Below are 18,525 nucleotides of genomic sequence, written 5' to 3' on the forward strand. Positions count from 1 at the left end.
GCTCAGGCGGTTGAGGAGCCGCAGCCGGTGCAGAACATGGCGTTGGCGTTCACCTGCGTGCCGCACTGGCCGCAGAAGCGCTTCGCCTCCGGCGCGGCCGCGAGCGGGGTGCCGCAGTGCTGGCAGTACTTGCCGCCGCCGGTCTCGTTCGAGCAGGACGGGCAGCGGCCCACGGCGGTCGTGCCGTAGTTCGTGCCCTCGGTCCAGTCGACCGTACGGATCTTGTCGTTGAGCTGTTCGACCTGGGCCCGCGCCTGGATGCCGGCGATCTCCTGGTCGAGCTTGGGCGCGCAGTTCGTGCAGACGCCGCGCTCGTCGTTCCAGCAGACCTGGTGGCAGACCCACTGGCCGCAGCGGTGGCACTGGTTGAAGTTGGGCCGGATCTCCTCGACTGCGCTCTGCAGCGCCTTGTCCCAGGCCGGGCCGCGGGTGCCGTCGCGCATCCAGTTGGCGTCCCAGCCCAGCTCGGAGGCCTTGCGGCCCCACTCGCCGCCGATCAGGTCGCCGCCCATCCGCAGCAGCTTGCCGCCGAAGTTCATCGCCGAGCGCTTGAACGACGACGTGTAGCCGTTGCCACAGCGCTCGCAGTAGAACTCGAACTGGTAACCCTCGTGCGTCGACCGGTCCTGGTAGTTGTCCGTGAAGCCGACCATGCCCATGTTGCTTGCCCCCCAAGGATCTCGCCCGGGTGCAGACGGTACCCAAGTGATGCGACTTTATCGACGGGGGGCCGGGCCTCATAGTTAAACGCTTTGCCGATGGTGTTTCGAACAGATCCGAACACCGGAATTCAAATATTGACTCAATCGACCATCGGGGTTAACTTTCAACACAGTTAACTAGTTCGATGTCTGCCCGGCCGGCCACCGCAGACTCCTCAGCGCTCCGTTCCCCGATGAGGAGCAACTCCCCATGCCCAGATTCCGTCTCCCCGCCCTCGGCGCCGCCCTGCTGCTGGTGATCGGCCTGCTCTTCGGCCAGGCCGGCACGGCACAGGCGGCCACCTCTCTCCCCTGCGACATCTACGCGTCCGCCGGTACCCCCTGCGTCGCCGCGCACAGCACCGTGCGCGCCCTCTTCGCGTCCTACGGCGGGGCGCTCTACCAGCTCACCCGCGCCTCCGACGGCGCGACCCACAACGTCGGGCTGCTCGCGGCCGGCGGCTACGTCAACGCCGGCGACCACGACGCCTTCTGCAACGGCACGACCTGCCGGATCACCAAGATCTACGACCAGACCAGCCGGCACAGCGACCTGTCGGTCGCGCCCGACGGCGGGGCCGGCAGCGGCGACCGCGGCGCCGACGCGAGCCAGATCGCGGTGACCGCGGGCGGCCACAAGGCGTACGGGATCTGGGTCTCCCCCGGCATCGGCTACCGCTACACGGGCGTCGCCTCGGGCGTCGCGGTCAACGGCCAGCCCGAGGGCGTCTACATGGTGGCCAGCGGCACCCACGTCGGCTCGGACTGCTGCTTCGACTACGGCAACGCGGAGTCGACGCCGTACGACACCGGCAACGGCCACATGGACGCCGTCAGCATCGCCACCACCTGCTACTTCCAGCCCTGCAACGGCTCCGGACCATGGGTCGAGGCGGACATGGAGAACGGCATGTTCCAGGGCGGGAACGGCTCGAACACCGCCAACGCCGGCAACAAGTCGACCTACGTCACGGCGGTGCTCAAGAACAACGGGCAGACCACGTACGCGATCAAGGGTGGAAACTCGCAGTCGGGTGGCCTGAGCACGTGGTGGAACGGCTCGCTGCCGACCGACAAGTCCGGCTACCGCCCGATGCACCAGGAGGGCGGCATCATCCTGGGCATCGGCGGCGACAACAGCAACCGCAACATGGGCACCTGGTTCGAGGGCGCGATGGTGTCGGGCTACCCGACCGACGCGGCCGAGGACGCGGTCCAGGCGAACGTCGTCTCGGTCGGCTATGCCGGGCAGACCAACGTCCCGAACGGCCCGTCCGGCACGGTCATCGGCCCCGGCGGCAAGTGCGTCGACGTGGCCGCGAACGACACCGGCGTCAACCTCGCCCCCGTGCAGTTGTGGGACTGCCAGTCGTACGCCTCGGACCAGCACTGGACGCACTACGCCGACAACTCGCTGCGCACCCTCGGCCGCTGCCTCGACATCAACGGCAACGGCACGGCCAACGGCACCCAGGTGGAGCTCTGGGACTGCAACGGCGTCGGCGGCCAGAAGTGGATCCAGCAGGCCGACGGATCGCTGCGCAACCCGCAGTCCGGCCGCTGCCTCGACTCGCCGAGCGGCAACACCGGCAACGGCACCCGGCTGCAGATCTACGACTGCAACGGCTCCGCGGCGCAGAAGTTCGCGGTCAACGGCGGCGGACCGGCGGTCGGGCCCGGCAGCAAGTGCATCGACGTGGCGGCCGACGACACCGGCGGCAACGGTGCCGCGGTGCAGCTGTGGGACTGCCAGTCCTACGCGATCGACCAGCACTGGGTACGGCAGAGCAACGGCGCCCTGCGGACGCTCGGCCGCTGCCTCGACATCAACGGCAACGGCACCGCCAACGGCACCCAGGTCGAGCTCTGGGACTGCAACGGCGTCGGCGGCCAGAACTGGCAGCAGCAGGCCGACGGGTCACTGCTCAACCCGCAGTCCGGCCGCTGCCTCGACTCGCCGAGCGGCAACACGGCCAACGGCACTCGGTTGCAGATCTATGACTGCAACGGTAGCAATGCCCAGAAGTTCGCCCTGAGCTGACCGTACCGCTTCATTCCCCACGCCGGTCGCCGATCGGTTTGGCGTCGACGAGGCCCGCGCCCGCCCGGTGCGGGCCTCCGCCACGTCCTGGGGAGGATCGCTTGCGGAAGTACCCAGCCGTCATGGCCGCCGTGCTGGCCACGACTCCGATCATCGCGGTTGCGGCGCAACCGGCGGAAGCTGCCCAGCCGGCCGCGGCGAAGACCTGGTCGTCGCTGATGTGGAAGGCGCTCAGCCCGATGGACGAGGTCGTCCGGCTGCGCGCCGCGCTGCCGAGCCTCCGGCAGACGGCCACCGTCCGGAAGGTCGCCGTCCAGCAGACGACCGCCGCGCAGAGCAAGGCGCTGGCCGGCCTCACCGCGGCGACCGCCACCAACGTCAAGGCCAAGAAGGCGTACGCGACGGCCGTCGCGATCCGGAAGAAGGCGAAGACCAAGGCCGAGCGCCGCCGGCTGAACGCGACCGTGGTGCAGCGGCGCACGCAGCTCGGCAAGTCGGTGGTCACGCTGCGCACCGCGGAGACCGGCCTGCGCAATGCCACCGTGAAGCTGGTCGCGGCCAACGACGCCTGGCAAGCCGCCGCCGCGGCGGTGCGCAACGCCGAGCTGAAGACCGCTACGGACGGCTACAACGCGCGCCCGGCCGGGCAGGCCGCCGAGCTCGCCGCCCAGGTCGTCACCGACACCCGGGCGGCCTTCAAGACCACCGACACCACCCAGGTCCACGGGATCACCGTCAACCGGACCGTCGCGTACGCCTTCAAGCACATGATCGACGATGCCGCCAAGGACGGCGTGGCGCTCTCCGGCGGCGGCTTCCGCACCCGGGACCAGCAGATCAAGCTGCGGGTCACCAACGGCTGCCCGGACATCTGGACGGCGCCCGCGTCGTCCTGCAAGGTGCCGACCGCGATTCCGGGACGCTCGCTGCACGAGATCGGGCTGGCCGTGGACATGACGTACGGCGGCAAGACGATCCCGAACCACGCCAGTCCCGGCTACAAGTGGCTGGCTGCCCACGCGGCCAGGTACGGCTACCAGAACCTGCCGTCGGAGCCCTGGCACTGGTCGATCACCGGCGGCTGACGCCGGTCACCGGGCCGTTCTGACCCGCACGCCCCCGGAGAGCAGCGAGTCGTGCAGCTCCAGGGTGGTCAGCGTGACCGTCTTCGGCACGTCGAAGACGATCTTGCCGGCCACCCGCTCGCCGGGGGCGACCCGGTCCAGGAACGTCCTGGTGTCCCGGTTGACGTAGAGGTCGGCGATCTCGTCGACGCCGTACTCGGTGCCGGCCGCGTCGAACCCCTTCTGCGCATAGCTCAGGAAGAACTGCGCCCCGTCGGCGATGTTGCGCGCCGACAGGCTGACGATGCAGAACTTGCCCTTGGCGGTGCGCTTGAGGTGCTCCTGGCCGAGCGTGGTGTGCGAGCAGTCGACCTGGGAGACGACGAACTCGAACTTCCCGTCGCGCACCGCGGCGCCGACCCCCGGCGTCGCCTGGGCGGTTTGGGCGGATTTGGTCGGCGTGGTCGTGGCGGCCGCCGGCTCCTTGGCGGTGAACCGCTCGACTGCGACGCCGGCTACCAGCAGCACGACGATCGCACCGAGCCCGAGCAGGCCGGCATACAGCGGTTTCAGTGGGGGGCGGCGTTGCGGTCGAGGTTCGTACGACATCGGGCCACTCCATGGGGCCGGCCGGACTCGCTCCCTCAACTGTCGGTCAGCGGGCCGGACCGGGCCACCGCTTTCGGGTGATCAGCGGCGCCCTCCGCCTGATCGGACATGCCGGGCCGCGGGGTCTGCCTCACGCCGCCCAGAAGATCGTGCACTCGTTGTCTCGTGCTGCCACCCGGTAGAAGCTGGTGAGCTCCTCATATCGGCCCGCCAGCCGGGTTCGGTACGACGGAAAGTCACGATCGATCCGGATGGCTTTCCATTCGACCAATACGGCGGGCAGAAAAGGCGTGAGGCTCGCGAACGATGTCTGCTCCAGGCGCACGGCGACCTCGGGTCGAACAGCATGCGGAAGGGCCGCCACTCCCAGTCCAGCTCGAGCCGCTCGGGTGGCCCGAATCTCGTCACCTCGTCGTAAGCGCTGGACGGCTCGGCTTGAATGTCCGCTCGTCGCGATGTGGACAGCCGAATGAGGTCACCCAGCACGCTCATGACACATCGCTCCCCTGTGTCGCCCACGTCGCGGGCGTGTCCGCTGGAGGATAGCCGGGATACTGGTCGCCGTGACGATCAAGGCGTTGATCTTTGACTTCGACGGTCTGCTGATGGATACGGAGAGCACGCTGCTGGAGAGTTGGCGCTGGGAGTGGCGCCGGCATGGTCTCGAACTCGACCCGGCCGGCTTCTTCGCCGACCACGGCGGCGACGCGAACGAGCCGCGATACCTGGAGCTGGCGGCAGCGGTGGGACCGGCCTACGACCGTGGCTCCAGCCACACGCTCCGGATGGCCTACCGGGCGGAACTGAATGCGGCGCTCGACCCCGCGCCGGGCATCGTCGACTGGCTGGACCGGGCCGCGGAGCTGGGACTTCGGCTGGCGGTGTCGAGCAGTTCCCCGATTTCCCACGTGGGCGCGATGTTGGATCAGGCGGGACTGCGTGAGCGGTTCGAGGTGCTGGCGACCGGCGATGAGGTGGCCGCGCACAAGCCGGATCCGGCGGTCTATCTGCTGGCGCTGGACCGGCTCGGGCTGCGGGCGCAGGACGCGGTCGCGTTCGAGGACGCCGCGCACGGCGTGACGGCGGCGCACACGGCCGGCCTGCGCTGCGTGGCCGTGCCGAACCCGCATGCCGACCACGCCCGCTTCGCCGCCGCCGATCTTCTGTTGGCGAGCGCCGCCGAGCTGTCCCTGGACGAGGTCCTGGCCGCACTTGATCGGCGCACCGACCGTCCTCGGTGAACGGATTCCGTACGGACGTGACGGCTGCCCGCCGCGAACCACCGGCCGGATCCCCTGGCGAGCGACCGCGACCGGATTGGTCGCTCTCGATACCGGCTGAGGGGATTTGCCCCGCGGTGTTAGCCTTCTCCGCTGGCGAAGGCAATCGATTTGCCGGAATCACGGCCAACGGCCGACCTGGGGCCACACCGTTGACCGCGGCGGCGGTCCGACGGCGACGAACCCCAGGTGACGACACGGGGAGGAACGTGCGGTGGCAATGCCGGACAAGGGTGACCGGACCGACGAGGTGACCGTGGCGCTTCCCGCGCAGCCCGCCGCGGATGCGGCCGAGACGGTGACTCCGGACGAACCCACGGTAAAGCTGCCCGGAACACCTGGGGCGCCGGCCGAGCAACCGGCCGCGGACGACGACACCACCGCCAAGCTGCCCGGCCTTGGCGCGGCGACGGACGACGGCGAGGCGACCATCGCGTCTTCCAAGCAGGCGGCGGAGGTAACGCCGGGAGACGACGCGCCGACCAGCGCGGAGCCGACGCTGCCCATCCCCGCCATGCCGGACCCGGACGAGGCGACCACGGCGCTGCCGACCCCGCCGGAGGCGACCGATTCGAAGGCCTCACCGCCCGCGCCGACGGCAGAGCCGGCGCTCGCCGATGCCACCGTCGCGATCCCGGCCGCCCCTGCGTCGCAGTCGGAGGAGCCGACGCTCGCCGATCCCACCGTCGCGATCCCGGCCGCCCCTGCGTCGCAGTCGGAGGAGCCGACGCTCGCCGATCCCACCGTCGCGATCCCGGCCGCGCGTGCCTCACTGCCGGAGGAGCGCACCGTCGCGTTGCCCCCCGCGGCGCCCGCGCCGGCGCGCGAGGCGGCACCGGCACGCGAGGCGGCACCGGCACGCGAGGCGGCACCAGCGCGCGAGGCGGCACCGGCACGCGAGGCGGCACCGGCGACACACCCCGGCCGCCTCCAGTTCGGCCGCCGCCGTTTGCTGCTCGCGGGCGCAGGCGTGGCCGCGGCGGCGATCGTCGGCGGCATCACCGCGCAGCGGGCCGGCCGTCAGCCGAACGCGGCCGGCTCCGCGGTCCGACCGGCCAACCCGACCGCGGTGACCACCACCAGGTCGCGCGCGCCCGAGACCACGCACGTCACCACGCCGCCGGTCCCGGTGCAGCGGAAGCCGATCTTCACGCTGGCGGAGTATCGGAAGGCGACCGGCGCCGGCCCGTTCCCGGCCAACGCGGTCGCGCTGACCATCGACGACGGACCGCACCCGATCTGGACACCGAAGATCCTGCAGCTGCTGGACCAGCACCACGTACCCGCAATGTTCTGCATGATCGGCAACCAGGTGCTGGGTCACGAGAACATCGCCAAGATGGTGACCGCTGCGGGACACCAGCTCGCGAACCACACCTGGAGCCACCCCACGTCGCTGCAGAAGAAGACCGGCGACGTCGTACACCAAGAGATCCTCCGCGCCCAGGAGAAGATCCATGACACCACCGGGCAGGCACCGAAGCTCTTCCGCTCCCCCGGCGGTGCCTGGTCGCCGACCGTGCTGCAGCAGACCGCAGCGGCCGGTCTGCTGCCGCTGGACTGGACCAATGATCCGAAGGATTGGGCCCGGCCCGGCGTCGGCAAGATCGAGCACACCTTGCTGACCGCGCGACCCGGTCAGATCCTGCTCTGTCACGACGGCGGCGGCGACCGGTCCCAGACCTACAACGCACTCAAGGTTGTGCTGCCCCAGTTGAAGAGCCGCGGTCTGCACTTCGTCGCCCTCTGAGGCGCCTCCTCCGCGGCGCCTCCTACCAGGGGATGACGCCCTCGTCGTCGGTGAAGGTGCCGGTCGGGCCCCCGTCCGGGAGCTGGGCCAGGGCGATCGCGATCGCGGCGCCCTGCTGCGGCGTGCGCACCCCGCGGAACCCGTTAAGGTCCGTGGCGGTGTAGCCGGGGCAGGCGGCGTTGACCAGGATGTTGGTGTCGGCCAGTTGCTTGGCGTACTGAATGGTCACCGCGTTGAGAAAGGATTTCGACGGCGCGTAGGCCACCGAGATCGGCCCGGTCTCGCCGCCGCCGCTCTGCAGCGTGAGCGATCCGACCCGGCTGGACATGTTGACGATCCGGGGCGACGCCGAGCGGCGCAGCAGCGGCAGCATCGCGTTGGTGACCCGGATGACGCCGATGACGTTGGTCTCGACCGCTCGCCGGACCGTGTCGAGGTCGGCGCCGATCGGGTCCTGGGGCATGCCGCCGGTGATGCCCGCGTTGTTGACCAGGACGTCCAGCCGGCCGTGGTCCACTTCGAACAGCCGGGCGGCGGCCCGCACGCTGTCGTCGTCGGTCACGTCGAGCGGGACGGCGAACGCGTCGGCCCCGGCCGCCCGCAGCTTCGCCACCGCCTCGTCCCGGCGGGCCGCGTCCCGGGCGCCGACCCCGACGCGCCAGCCGAGCGCGCCCAGCCCGGCGGCGATCTCGTACCCGATGCCCTTGTTCGCGCCGGTGACCAGCGCGATCGTCGATGAACTCATGCATCGATCCTGTCCGCACGGCCCGGCGCCCCGCCAACACCGTTTCGGTGCCCAGCGATACCCGCCGGGTATCGACGCGGCGTAGAGCCCTTCCGTGCCCGCCGAAACCCGGCGTGCGTCGACGCGGCATAGAGTCTTCCACGCCCGTCGATACCCGCCGGGTATCGTTGCGGCGTGGAGTCGCGGGAGCTCGAATACTTCGTGGCGGTCGCCGAGGAGCTGCACTTCGGCCGGGCGGCGGACCGGCTCGGCATGGCGCAGCCGCCGCTGTCCCGGGCGATCCAGCGGCTCGAGCGGCGGCTCGGTGTCACGCTCCTGGAACGCTCCAGCCGCGCGGTCGCGCTGACCGAGGCCGGTTCGGTGCTGCTGACCGAGGGCCGGGCGGCGCTCGACGCGCTGGCGGCCGCCGACCGCCGCACGCGCCGGGCCGGCGCGAGAAAACCGGGCATCGTCCTGGTCACCAAGGCGGGCGCGGCCGGCGAGCTGCTCGCCAAAATCCTTGACGCGTACGCGTCGGAGCCCGCCGCCGCCGAGGTGGAGGTGCTGCTGTGCGGGATCGCCGAGCAGGAGCACCTGCTGCGCGACGGTCGCGCCGACGTGGCCCTGCTGCACCGGCCGTTCGACACGGTCACCGGTTTGGACTACGAGGAGCTGCGCACCGAGGGCCAGGTAGCGGTGCTCCCGGCCGGCCATCCGCTCGGTTCGCGCGGCTCGCTGCCGCTGGCCGAGGCCACCGCGATCGCCGGCTTGCCGCCGCCGCGCTGGCCGCGCCGGGACGGCGGCTATCCGGCGGGGCCGGGCCCGGCCGTACGAGATCACACGCAGTTGTTGCAGCTGGTCGCGCTGGGCCGGGCCACCGCGATCCTGCCCGAGTCGTGCCGTAGCCAGCTGGGCGCCGGCCTGACCGCCGTCCCGGTCCCGGACGCCCCACCGGTGACGACGGTGATCGCGTGGCCGCCGCAGAGCACGTCACCCGCGGTGGCCGCCCTGGTCCGCGCCGCCACCCAGGCGGCCGGTTCGCCAACGGCCGCGGGGATCAGCGCGGATCGAGACGGTACCGTCGTGTGTGGCGCCCGGTCCTAGCGGGCCGGCCCGCCGCCCCTGACCGCTAGCAGGGATGGGCCATGACCAATCAAGGGGCACGATTCGCCGCCGAGCTTCTCCACTTCAAGACCGAGCGTGGCCTCAGCTACCGCGAACTTGCCCGGCTGGCCAACTACAGCAGCAGCTATCTCGAGGAACTGGTCAAGGGCAAAAAGCCCGCCAACGCCGAGGTTGCCGCCAGGCTCGACCGTGCGTTCGGGACTGGCCGCCGGTTCCGGGAGATCCTCTCGGTGGGCGACGACGGTTTGGACGCTGGGATCGAGGCGATCGAGCTGGTCCGCCGCGTCACCGCGTCGGACGTGAGCGCGGAAACCCTCAACGAACTGGAGCGAGCCGCCAACTCGATGGCGATGCTGTACGCCACCACGCCGCCGGAGGAACTGCTGCTCCGCGTCCGGAAGTACCTCGGCTACGTCGACCGGCTTCTCGATGCGCGCAAGACCCTCGACCAGGGCCGCCGGCTGCTGATCATCGGTGGCTGGCTCTCGCTGCTGCGCGCCACCTTGCACATCGACCTGACCCAGGCCACGGCCGCCGCCGCGCATCTGGACGCCGCCGCCACGCTTGCCGAGCAGACCGGACACCGTGAGATCGCCGCCTGGTGCCTGGAGACCCGCGCATGGCAGGTCCTCACCGCCGGCGAGTACCGGCGTGCTCTCGACTTGTCCCAGCAGGCTCAGGCGGTGGCGCCCGCCGGTAGCTCGGTCTACATCCAGGCGACGGCTCAGGAGGGCCGGGCGTGGGCGCGGCTCGGTGACAGTGCCCAGACGGGCGAGGCCCTGAATCGGGTGGAGCAGCTCGCCGAACACCTGGACCGGCCCGAGCATCCCGAGCATCACTACCAATACGACCCGGCGAAGGCTCATTCCTACGCCGCCACCACCCTGGCGTGGGTTGGTGATCCGGCCGCCGTCTCCGTCGCCCAGGAGGTGATCAAGGAGCTGCGCCGCGACGGCGCCCGCCCGCGGCGCGTGGCTTCGGCGCAGCTCGATCTCGGTCTGGCGCTGCTGTCTGCCGGCAAAGCTGACGAGGCTGCGGCTGAGGCCCGCGAGGCGATCCTGTCAGGCCGGGTCGTGTCGTCGAATTGGTGGCGCGCGGCCGAGGTGGTCGGCGGCGTGGTGGGGTCGGGCGCGCCTGAGGCTGCCGATCTGCTGGCGCTGGCGCACGAGCACCGGCCGGCGATCACCGCGTCGTAGCGTCCGCTGATTGCGGACGGGCGGACGCGGTTGGCGGACGGCCACCTACTCCACACACGGTGATCGCCGCGCGACCATCGAGTCAGCGGCGGCGGGCTGCGTATTCGAACCCCGTGGCTCGCCGCCGTACCCGGTTCCGTGGGGAGGCGACAGCAATGCAGCTACCGGCCGCGCTCCGGCGTCGCTTCGTCTGGCGGCGCCGCGTCAAGGCAGTCCGGGCGCGGCAGGAAGCGGCCCGACAGGATGCCGCCGCGCACAGCGACGCGATCCGGCGGATCCTTGCGACGCCATACCCGGAACACTGCGGGGCGCGGGCTGGAATGACCTCGGAAGAGCGGAACATGGACGCGGTCGACGCCGGGCGCGACGAGCAGCGGACCCAGACAGCGAATCGTCACCGCCTGATCTGGGTCGACAGCGGCTCCGGCCCGGGCTACCTGGCCCCGGCGCCGCCGCTGTCCCGGAATCCCAGGGAAAGCAGACAGCCGAACGGCCCCGAGGGTTCGTCAGGCCGAGAGAAGCGCGGCTGATAGTCCCCGCCCACGCAGATCAGACGCCCGCGGGGATCAGTACTCGTTCTTGATGACGAAGTATGAGCCGCGGATCGTGCCGGCCAGCCTCGACTTCTGCCGGGCGAACTTGAACGCCCCCAGCTCCTCCGGAACCTCCATCCCGTCGGAGAGCTTGAAGCCGACCGCCCGTTTTCCGCCGTCGTCGACGGTGTACATCACGTTGATCGACAGGCCGTTCTGGTAGAAGACGTACGCCATCCGGATGTTCTCGACCTGGAACGCGGTCGCCTCGAGCGGCGGCGAGGCGATGACGAGACCGCGCTCCTTGTCGAGGATTCCGTGCACCCAGTCGATGGTCGACTTGGCGTCGCTCGCCGGCTCGACCGTGAAGACGTGGTCGTACTTGTTCTTGAAATAGCGGGCCTCGTTCGCCCGCAGGCCGGCGAGTGCGGCCGCGACCGGCGACGACTCCAGGCCGGCGGTCGACACGGTCTCGAAGTCCACGGCATACGACATAGTGCGACCCTATCCCTCGTCGTGGGCGATCCGGGTCAGTTGGGGCCAGAGCAGGACCACGAAGACGGCCGAGCCGGCGAAGGCGAACCAGAACGGCGCCGTGACGCCGAAGCGGGTCGCCAGCGCGCCGCCGATCGCCGAGCCCACCACCAGGCCGCCGAAGACGCAGATCGTGTTGACGCTGGTCACCCGGCCCTGGAGATGCTCGGGCACGGCGCGCTGCCGCACGGTGATCGAGGTCGTGCCCCAGATGAAGGCGTGCGCGCCGAACACGAAGAAGATCACCAGTGCGACCGCCGGCGACGTGGTCAGGGCGAGCGCCAGGTGGGTGAGGGTCTCGACGATCAGGCCGGCCCGCATCACGTTGCCGAGGCTGACCCGGGCGGTGATCCAGCCGTACAGGCCGGTGCCGAGCAGGCCGCCGACCGCCGACACCGTGGTGAGCAGGCCGAAGCCGACCGCGCCCAGCCCGAGCCGGTCGGTCGCGTACAGCACCAGGACGGACCAGGCCGCGCCGAAGGTCACGTTGAAGATCAAGATCGTGAGGACGAGGGTACGCACGGCCGGGTGCCGGACGGTCCAGGCGAAGCCTTCCCTGATCTCGCGTACGGCGTTGGTGCGCTCGGCGGCCCGCGGCGCGGGCGCGCGTACCCGCGACACCAGCAGCACCCCCGCGGCGACCAGCACGGCCTGGGTCAGGAACGGCCAGGAGTGGGCGGCGGCGAACAGCGCGGCCCCGATCGGCGGCCCGGCCAGCTGGTTGAGCGACAGGAAGCCGAACTGCAGCCGCGCGTTGGCCAGGGTCAGGTCGTCCCGGTTCACCAGCATCGGGGTCAGCGTGGCCGCGGTGTTGTCGGCGAACACCTCGGCGGTCGACAGCAGACCGAGCGCGAGCAGCGCCCCGGCCACGTGCAGGCGCCCGGCCGCCAGCGCCACCACCAGCACGGCGAGCACCACCGCGCGGCTGCCGTCGGCGACCATCACGATGCGCCGGCGGTCGTACCGGTCGGAGAGCACCCCCGCCCACAGGGCGAACAGCAGCGGCGGCAGCCAGCGCAGCAGCGCGGCCAGCGAGATCAGAAATGGGTCGGTGGTCAGCGAGGCGACCAGCAGCGGGCCGGCCGCGATCTCGATGCCGTCCCCGAGGTTGGTCGTCCAGGACGAGGCCAGCAACCAGCGGAACGGGCCACCGAGCCGGGCCGGCACCACACGTTCTGCGACGGGAAGCACCGCAAGACTGTACAGATCGGGCCGCCACGCCCGCGACGCATTTACCCGGCTGCCCGATTATCCTGAAGTTTCTTAACAGATATTGACCGGCTACCGGGACATCTGGTTCAGTCGATGTCAATCGGACGGTCGGGGCATTGCCCCCACGACCGCCCACAATCCCCCATGTGCTGTGCGTCTTTCCCCACGCACGGAAGGTGACCCATGCCCAGAAAACGCCTCATCGCGATCGCCGCCACCATCGGCGTCGCGATCGCCGGAGCGGCCGCCGCCCTGCTCCCGATCACCGCGTCCGAGGCCGCCGCCGCGTGCGCGACGGCCTACAACAACAGCAGCGTCTACACCGGCGGCGCGGTCGTCTCGTACAACAGCCACAACTGGACGGCCAAGTGGTGGACGCAGTACGAGGCGCCCTCCACCGGCGGCTCCGGCGTCTGGACCGACAACGGCGCCTGCGGCGGCTCCGGCGGCGGCGGAGGCGGCGGCGGCGGCACCTGCAACTACCCCAACTGGGTGGCCGGGCAGAACTACACCACCGGCGCCATCGTGCGCTACACCAACGGCCTCTACTACCAGGCGACGCACGACAACCCGGGCTACGACCCGACCATCTCCACCTGGTTCTGGTCCCCGTACAGCTGCACCGGCAGCGGCGGGGGTGGCGGCAACACCGGCGGCTTCGTGGTGAGCGAGGCCCAGTTCAACTCGATGTTCCCGGGCCGCAACAGCTTCTACACCTACCAGGGCCTGGTCACCGCGCTGTCCAAGTACCCGTCGTTCGCGACCACCGGCGGTGACACCGTCGCCAAGCAGGAGGCGGCCGCGTTCCTGGCCAACGTCGGCCACGAGACCGGCGGCCTGGTCTACATCGACGAGATCAACCAGGCGAACTGGCCGACCTACTGTGACCGGTCCCAGCCGTACGGCTGCCCGGCCGGCCAATCCGCCTACCACGGTCGCGGTCCGATCCAGCTGAGCTGGAACTTCAACTACTACGCGGCCGGCAACGCCCTCGGCGTCGACCTGCTGAACAACCCCAACCTGGTCGCCACCGACGCGGCCATCTCCTGGGAGACCGGCATCTGGTACTGGATGACCGGCACCGGCAACGCCGGCACCACCTCGCACAACGCGATGGTCAACGGCCAGGGCTTCGGCACCACCATCCGAGCCATCAACCGCATCGAGTGCAACGGCGGCAACACCGCGCAGATGCAGGACCGCGTCAACCTCTACACCCGCTTCGCGGGCATCCTCGGCGTCCCGACCGGCGCCAACCTGACCTGCTGACAAAGACCAAAACCGCGAGGAGGGTACGGCGAGCAGCCGTACCCTCCTCGCAGATGGTCTGGGGATGGCACCGGAACCGAACAGCCGGGCATAGGCTGATGCAGGACAGGCGGCAATCGAGACGGGACGACCGTGTGCGGGTCGGTGTCGGCCATCGGCCTCGAGGAGGAGGACCGGCGCAGCTGGCCGCAACTGCGGGAACGGCTACGCCGGCCGGGTCATCTGATGGCCCTGATGCGAGGCGTGCTGGGCGACGTCGAGGTCGCCGCCGTGGTCGCCGTGACCCCGGCCGGCGAGGTCGAGGTCCTGGCCGTCCGCGCGACGGCGCCGGAGATCGCGCAGGAGATCACCTTCGACGACGTTCCGGAGCCCGAACCCGGCCCGGACGGCCTGGCGGTGCGGCCCGCCACGATCGGTGGCTATCCGATACAGGTGATCACCGAGCCGGACGGGCAGGGCCGCCCGCGGCCTCTCGCCGTGCTCAGCACGCGATGGATCGATCAACACCTGCTGTTGTACGCGCGCACCCTGTGGCACCGCCGCCGCCGCTGAGATCCGCCCGCGCGGCACTCTTACGCCGGCGACCAGCCGAGGGCCGGCGCGATCTCTTTGGCGATCAGTTCGAGCGCTCGGACGGACGCGTCCAGGTCGGGGCCGAGCCTCATGACGCGAGAACCGAGCGGGCGTGCACGTTCTCCGGGATCGGCAGGCCGAGGTTGCCGCGCAGCGTGGTCGCCTCGTAGGAGGTGCGGGCGATGCCCCGCTCGCGCAGGATCGGCAGCACCTCGTCGGTGAACCGGGCGAACTCGCTGGGCGCGGTGACGGTCAGGTTGATGCCGTCGAAGGCGCCCGCCTCGAACCAGCGCTGGATCTCGTCGGCCACGGTCCGCGCCGAGCCGGTGAACGGCGAGCGTTGCGCGTCGATCGAGTGCTGGACGACCTGCCGCAGCGTGTAGTTGTTCTCCCGGGCGAGCCGCTTGATCTTCTCGGCCTGGGTACGGAAGCTGCGGTCGCCGGCGTCGCCCAGGTCGGGGAAGGGCGCGTCCAGGTCGTACCGGGTGAAGTCGTGCCAGCCGAACGGGCGGCCGAGCTCCTTGAGCGCGCGGGCGAAGTCCTTGCCGCCGACCAGCGCCCGCTCCTTCTCCCGGGCCTGTTCGTCGGTGTCCGCGATGATCGGGCTGATTCCCGGCACGATGAGCAGGTCGCGGCCCTTCGCGGCAGCCCGGGCCCGCATGTCGTCACGGAAGGCCACGCCCTGCTCGAGCGTCGCGGCGTGCGTGAAGATGGCGTCGCCGATCGAGGCGCCCAGGTCACGGCCCTCCTCGGAGTCGCCGGCCTGGAAGATGACCGGCCGGCCCTGCGGCGAGCGCTGGATGTTCAGCGGCCCGGCCACCGAGAAGTGCTCGCCGACGTGGTTCAGGGCGTGCTGCTTGGTCTTGTCGAAGAAGACGCCGCGCTCCCGGTCGCGCGGAAAGGCGTCGTCCTCGTACGAGTCCCAGAGTCCCTGCACCACGCGGACGTGCTCGAGGGCCCGGCCGTATCGGGTCGCGTAGTCGTAGTGCTCCTGCCGCCCGTAGTTGCCGGCCGTCCCGCCGTCGCCGGTGGCCACCACGTTCCAGCCGGCCCGGCCGCCGCTGATCAGGTCGAGCGAGGCCAGCCGGCGTGCGACGTTGAACGGGTCGTTGTACGAGGTGGTGAGCGTACCGACCAGCCCGATGTGGCTGGTGTGCACGGCGACCGCGGACAGCAGCGTGAGCGGCTCGAGCCGGTTCAGGTAGTGGTTCGGCGAGTCCGGGGTGATGTACTGGCTGTCCACGATGAAGATGTGGTCGAACCTGGCCGCCTCCGCCTGCTGGGCGCGGGCGATGTACCAGCGGATGTCCACGCTCGCGTCGCCGGGGATCTCGGGGTCGAGCCAGGTGTGGTGCTGGCCCGGTCCGCCGACGCCCATCAGGACGGCGCCGAGTATCAGTCTTCTGCTGGTAGCCATGCCAGAAGTCTCGGCGTGGCCGGCTCGCGGTGTCCAACGAGAGATCGTGATGACCGGCCATTACGCCGGCTAATCAATTCCTAGTATTCTGATAGGCATGACTCGTGATCTGGGGATCGGGCCGCTGCGCAGCTTCGTGGCGGTGGCCGACTGCGGCGGCTTCCAGCGGGCCGCCACCGCGCTGCACCTCACCCAGGGCGCGGTGAGCCAGCACGTACGCCGGCTCGAGTCGGCGCTGGGCCGCGCGCTGGTCGAGCGGGACGGCCGCGGCTCGCGGTTCACCGTCGACGGCGAGACGCTGCTGATCCAGGCCCGGCGCATCCTGGCCGCACACGACGAGACGCTGCGCGCGTTCGCGGTCGAGGCCGCGCCGCGCCTGGTGATCGGCTCGACCGAGCACGCCGCCGCCCAGCTGCTGCCCGGGCTGTCCGCGGCACTGGCCGGCACGTTCCCGGCGCACCAGGTCAAATTCCGGATCGACCGGGGTCAGCAGCTGCGCGCGGGGCTGGCCGACGGGCGGATCGACCTGGCGCTGCTGCTCGGGCCGGCCGACGACCCGGACGCGCAGACCGTCGGAGAGCTGCCGCTGACCTGGTACTCCGCGCTTACCTCGGCGGGATCGGCCGGCGCGCCTTCCACCAGCGTCTCCGCCGGCCGGCGGGCCGCCGGGCCGATCACCCTGGTCGCCTTCGACGCGCCCTGCGCCCTGCGTACCCGTGCCTTGGAGACTCTCGCGGAGAGCGGCCTGCCCGCGGAGGTCGGCTGCGAGGCGGCGAACCTGGCCGGGGTGCAGGCGGCTGTCCGGGCCGGCCTGGGCGTGGCACTGATGGCCACGCCCGGACAGCAGATCGAGGGCCTGACCGTACGCGACGACCTGCCCCCGGCCGCGCCGATCGCGCTCTCCGTCCGGCCCCGCCGCGGACTGCCGGCGACCGTGGTGGACGGCGCGGCGCGCGCCCTGCGGGGTCTGACCGGCGGCCGGTGAAATTCATTACCGGCTATGCGACTTATTTCATCGTCAGGTCGGTAGCATTTCGCACAGGAAATCCACAGCCGTCGACCATCATGGATACGTTATGGAAGATGCATAACGCCTTTTCGCGCCTATCGGCAGTTGGCGTTATTCGAGGCTTGTCTACTCACGTCGGACCTCTCGGAATTGGCCCGAGACACCGGGCAACGCCGTCCCGACGCCCTCCGGCGGCAATTGAGTTCCAATGACAAATGTGAATACGCTTCGCGCCAATCCCCGTACCCCCCGTACCTCGGAGGATTGATGCGACCCATCCAGAAGATCACCAGTCTCGTCGCCACGGCCATCCTCGTGGCCGGCGGCCTGGCGTTCGCCGGCGCCGCGCCGGCCCAGGCCAAACCCCTCGGCTTCAAGCAGATGAACTCCTGCGGCACGTCCTCGGCCCGCGGGTTCGCCCGCTGCATGGCCGTGGTCCGCACGACCGTCACCAGCCTCACGAGCGGCGCCTCGGTCAGCGCCGCCGCGGCGACCCCGTCGGGACTGAGCCCGGCGAACCTGCAGTCCGCGTACAAGCTGCCGTCCTCGAGCGCGGGCTCCGGCAAGACGATCGCCATCGTCGACGCCTACGACGACCCGAACGCCGAGGCGGACCTGGGCGTGTACCGCAGCTACTTCGGCCTGTCCGCGTGCACGACGGCCAACGGCTGCTTCAAGAAGGTCAGCCAGACCGGAAGCACCACCAGCCTCCCGGCCAAGAACGGCGGCTGGGCCCAGGAGATCTCCCTGGACATCGACATGGTCTCGGCGATCTGCCCGAACTGCAAGATCCTGCTGGTCGAGGCCAAGAGCGCCTCGTTCGCCAACCTCGGCGCGGCGGTCAACGAGGCCGCCGCACTCGGCGCGACCGCGATCAGCAACAGCTACGGCGGCAGCGACGCGTCGGACAGCTCGTACGGCAGCTACTACAACCACCCGGGTATCGCCGTCACGGCCAGCTCGGGTGACGACGGCTACGGCGCCTCCTACCCGGCCAGCTCGCACTACGTGACCGCGGTCGGCGGCACCACCCTCAAGACCAGCAGCACCACCCGGGGCTGGAGCGAGACCGCCTGGTCCGGCGCCGGCAGCGGCTGCTCCGCCTACAACACCGCGCTCAGCGGTGCGGCGAGCTTCTCGACCGGCTGCTCCAGGCGGGCCGAGGCGGACGTCTCCGCGGTCGCCGACCCCGCCACCGGCGTCTCGGTCTATGACAGCTACGCCTACCAGGGCTACAGCGGCTGGCTGACGTTCGGCGGCACCAGCGCCTCGGCGCCGATCATCGCCGCCGTCTACGGCCTGGCCGGCAACGCGGCGAGCATCGACAACAACTACCCGTACACGCACTCGAGCGGCCTGTTCGACGTCACGTCGGGCTCCAACGGCTCCTGCAGCACCAGTCAGTGGTGCAACGCGCGGGCCGGCTGGGACGGGCCGACCGGCCTCGGCACCCCGAACGGCGTATCGGCCTTCTGAGCGACAGGAATG

Annotated in this window: 18 protein-coding genes; 11 read left to right on the forward strand and 7 right to left on the reverse strand. The window is 70.6% G+C overall.

Annotation, left to right across the window (positions count from 1 at the left end; genetic code table 11):
* Positions 1-2: 2 nt before the first annotated feature.
* Complete coding sequence (locus tag ODJ79_RS22175; RefSeq protein ID WP_263025448.1) at positions 3-653, reverse strand: double zinc ribbon domain-containing protein; 651 nt, start codon at positions 651-653, stop codon at positions 3-5.
* 259 nt (positions 654-912) lie between these two features.
* Between ODJ79_RS22175 and ODJ79_RS22180 the strand changes: the two genes are divergently transcribed.
* Together ODJ79_RS22180 and ODJ79_RS22185 are read left to right on the forward strand one after the other, a co-directional pair.
* Positions 913-2,742, forward strand: coding sequence for an arabinofuranosidase catalytic domain-containing protein (locus ODJ79_RS22180; RefSeq protein ID WP_263025449.1), 1,830 nt, complete (start codon positions 913-915; stop codon positions 2,740-2,742).
* Between the two features lie 101 nt (positions 2,743-2,843).
* Positions 2,844-3,827 carry a M15 family metallopeptidase gene (locus ODJ79_RS22185; RefSeq protein WP_263025450.1) on the forward strand — a complete coding sequence of 328 codons (984 nt, stop codon included), beginning with the start codon at positions 2,844-2,846 and terminating at the stop codon, positions 3,825-3,827.
* Positions 3,828-3,833: 6 nt separating this feature from the next.
* Here the strand turns inward: ODJ79_RS22185 and ODJ79_RS22190 are convergent, their stop codons facing one another.
* Positions 3,834-4,415: a DUF4352 domain-containing protein gene (locus tag ODJ79_RS22190; RefSeq protein WP_263025451.1), complete on the reverse strand. Its 582-nt coding sequence runs from the start codon at positions 4,413-4,415 to the stop codon at positions 3,834-3,836.
* A gap of 130 nt (positions 4,416-4,545) precedes the next feature.
* Complete coding sequence (locus ODJ79_RS22195) at positions 4,546-4,779, reverse strand: YfbM family protein (protein WP_263025452.1); 234 nt, start codon at positions 4,777-4,779, stop codon at positions 4,546-4,548.
* 199 nt (positions 4,780-4,978) lie between these two features.
* Here ODJ79_RS22195 and ODJ79_RS22200 point away from each other — a divergent pair, with 199 nt between their 5' ends.
* Positions 4,979-5,656, forward strand: a complete 678-nt coding sequence (locus ODJ79_RS22200; RefSeq protein WP_263025453.1) for an HAD family hydrolase — start codon at positions 4,979-4,981, stop codon at positions 5,654-5,656.
* 259 nt (positions 5,657-5,915) lie between these two features.
* Positions 5,916-7,445 (forward strand): polysaccharide deacetylase family protein, encoded by a 1,530-nt coding sequence (locus ODJ79_RS22205; protein WP_263025477.1) that lies wholly within the window; start codon positions 5,916-5,918, stop codon positions 7,443-7,445.
* A 22-nt stretch (positions 7,446-7,467) separates the two neighbouring features.
* Here ODJ79_RS22205 and ODJ79_RS22210 read toward each other — a convergent pair whose 3' ends face one another.
* A complete protein-coding gene (locus ODJ79_RS22210) occupies positions 7,468-8,190 on the reverse strand; it encodes an SDR family oxidoreductase (RefSeq protein ID WP_263025454.1) in 723 nt (240 codons plus the stop codon).
* A gap of 174 nt (positions 8,191-8,364) precedes the next feature.
* On the opposite strand from ODJ79_RS22210, the gene ODJ79_RS22215 reads away from it, so the two are divergent.
* The 3 genes from ODJ79_RS22215 to ODJ79_RS22225 all read left to right on the forward strand — a co-directional run bounded on the left by ODJ79_RS22215 (position 8,365) and on the right by ODJ79_RS22225 (position 11,020).
* Complete coding sequence (locus ODJ79_RS22215) at positions 8,365-9,273, forward strand: LysR family transcriptional regulator (RefSeq protein WP_263025455.1); 909 nt, start codon at positions 8,365-8,367, stop codon at positions 9,271-9,273.
* 41 nt (positions 9,274-9,314) lie between these two features.
* Positions 9,315-10,490, forward strand: coding sequence for a transcriptional regulator (locus tag ODJ79_RS22220; protein WP_263025456.1), 1,176 nt, complete (start codon positions 9,315-9,317; stop codon positions 10,488-10,490).
* Positions 10,491-10,831: 341 nt separating this feature from the next.
* Complete coding sequence (locus ODJ79_RS22225) at positions 10,832-11,020, forward strand: hypothetical protein (RefSeq protein WP_263025457.1); 189 nt, start codon at positions 10,832-10,834, stop codon at positions 11,018-11,020.
* Positions 11,021-11,056: 36 nt separating this feature from the next.
* On the opposite strand, the gene ODJ79_RS22230 is transcribed toward ODJ79_RS22225, so the two are convergent.
* Positions 11,057-11,518, reverse strand: coding sequence for a phage tail protein (locus ODJ79_RS22230; RefSeq protein ID WP_263025458.1), 462 nt, complete (start codon positions 11,516-11,518; stop codon positions 11,057-11,059).
* Positions 11,519-11,527: 9 nt separating this feature from the next.
* On the reverse strand, positions 11,528-12,748 hold the full coding sequence (locus ODJ79_RS22235) for an MFS transporter (RefSeq protein ID WP_263025459.1): 1,221 nt from the start codon (positions 12,746-12,748) through the stop codon (positions 11,528-11,530).
* Between the two features lie 204 nt (positions 12,749-12,952).
* Between ODJ79_RS22235 and ODJ79_RS22240 the strand changes: the two genes are divergently transcribed.
* Entirely contained in the window at positions 12,953-14,038 is a 1,086-nt protein-coding gene (locus tag ODJ79_RS22240; RefSeq protein WP_263025460.1) for a glycoside hydrolase family 19 protein, read from the forward strand.
* 144 nt (positions 14,039-14,182) lie between these two features.
* Entirely contained in the window at positions 14,183-14,590 is a 408-nt protein-coding gene (locus ODJ79_RS22245; protein ID WP_263025461.1) for a hypothetical protein, read from the forward strand.
* Between the two features lie 109 nt (positions 14,591-14,699).
* Here ODJ79_RS22245 and ODJ79_RS22250 read toward each other — a convergent pair whose 3' ends face one another.
* On the reverse strand, positions 14,700-16,028 hold the full coding sequence (locus tag ODJ79_RS22250; protein WP_263025462.1) for an NtaA/DmoA family FMN-dependent monooxygenase: 1,329 nt from the start codon (positions 16,026-16,028) through the stop codon (positions 14,700-14,702).
* 97 nt (positions 16,029-16,125) lie between these two features.
* Between ODJ79_RS22250 and ODJ79_RS22255 the strand changes: the two genes are divergently transcribed.
* Together ODJ79_RS22255 and ODJ79_RS22260 are read left to right on the forward strand one after the other, a co-directional pair.
* Positions 16,126-17,013, forward strand: coding sequence for a LysR family transcriptional regulator (locus tag ODJ79_RS22255; RefSeq protein WP_263025463.1), 888 nt, complete (start codon positions 16,126-16,128; stop codon positions 17,011-17,013).
* 291 nt (positions 17,014-17,304) lie between these two features.
* Positions 17,305-18,513, forward strand: a complete 1,209-nt coding sequence (locus ODJ79_RS22260; protein ID WP_263025464.1) for a S53 family peptidase — start codon at positions 17,305-17,307, stop codon at positions 18,511-18,513.
* Positions 18,514-18,525: the final 12 nt, after the last annotated feature.

The sequence above is a fragment of the Actinoplanes sp. KI2 genome (genome assembly GCF_025630775.1).
In the GTDB taxonomy this organism is placed as follows: Bacteria; Actinomycetota; Actinomycetes; order Mycobacteriales; family Micromonosporaceae; genus Actinoplanes.